Source organism: Streptomyces sp. NPDC058308, assembly GCF_042880275.1.
In the GTDB taxonomy this organism is placed as follows: domain Bacteria; phylum Actinomycetota; class Actinomycetes; order Streptomycetales; family Streptomycetaceae; genus Streptomyces.
In genome coordinates this window covers 1-1,064 of record NZ_JBHVZA010000070.1, presented here as the reverse complement: position 1 = coordinate 1,064, position 1,064 = coordinate 1, and the positions used below count along the sequence as shown (strand labels likewise).

General features: G+C 69.5%; 1 protein-coding gene. It reads left to right on the top strand.

What is annotated here, in order from left to right; translation table 11 throughout:
- The first annotated feature begins 106 nt into the window (after positions 1–106).
- Positions 107–1,063 carry an IS481 family transposase gene (locus ACFVYL_RS37735; protein WP_389724793.1) on the top strand — a complete coding sequence of 319 codons (957 nt, stop codon included), beginning with the start codon at positions 107–109 and terminating at the stop codon, positions 1,061–1,063.
- The last annotated feature ends 1 nt before the right edge of the window (position 1,064 follow it).

Here is a 1,064-nt window from a genome sequence, read left to right as displayed (position 1 = left end):
CCTAGGTGTATTGATCACGAGCGTTGTTAACACTGGCCGGGCTTGATCACGGCGAAGGCCTCCGTGTGTGGTGGAGGTGTCGAATCTTCACCGCACGGAGGCCTTCGTGTCCCACCGTAATGCCCGGCTGACCCTTCACGGCAGGCGACTGCTGATCGACCGTGTCCGCTCCGGCCGTCCCGTCGCGCACGTCGCCGCGGAGATGGGCATCTCGCGTCCCACGGCCCACAAGTGGATCCGGCGCTGGCGATCCGAGGGCGAAGGCGGGCTCTTCGACCGCTCCAGCCGCCCGCGCACGACACCACACCGAACCACCGCCACCACCGAAGCCCGCGTCTGCCGGCTGCGGCAGGAACGCAAGCTCGGTCCCGCACGCCTCGGCCCGGTTCTTGGCCTGCCCGCCTCGACCGTGCACCGCATCCTGACCCGCCACGGCCTGAACCGCCTGGCCTGGCTGGACCGGCCCACCGGCCAGGTCATCCGCCGCTACGAACGCGACCGGCCGGGCGAGCTGATCCACGTCGACGTCAAGAAACTCGGCCGCATCCCCGACGGCGGCGGGCACAAGGTCCTGGGCCGCCAGGCCGGCCGCGCCACCCGCGCGAGCATGGGCTTCGACTACGTCCACTCCGCCGTCGACGACCACTCCCGCCTGGCCTACAGCGAGGTCCACCCCGACGAGAAGGCCGCCACCTGCGCAGCCTTCCTGCACCGGGCCGCGGCCTTCTTCGCCGCCTGCGGCATCACCCGCATCGAGCGGGTCCTGACCGACAACGCCTGGCCCTACCGCAAAAGCTTCGCCTGGCGGCAGGCCCTGGCCGACCTCGGCGCCACCGGCAAGCTCACCCGCGCCTACCGGCCGCAGACCAACGGCAAGGTCGAACGCTTCCACCGCACCCTGCTCGACGAATGGGCCTACCTGCGGCTCTACACCAGCAACACCGAACGCATCACAGCCCTGGCAGACTTCCTGCACACCTACAACCACCACCGCTGCCACACCGCACTCGGAGGCAAGCCACCGATCACCCGTGTGAACAACGCTGCGGGTCAATACACCTAGG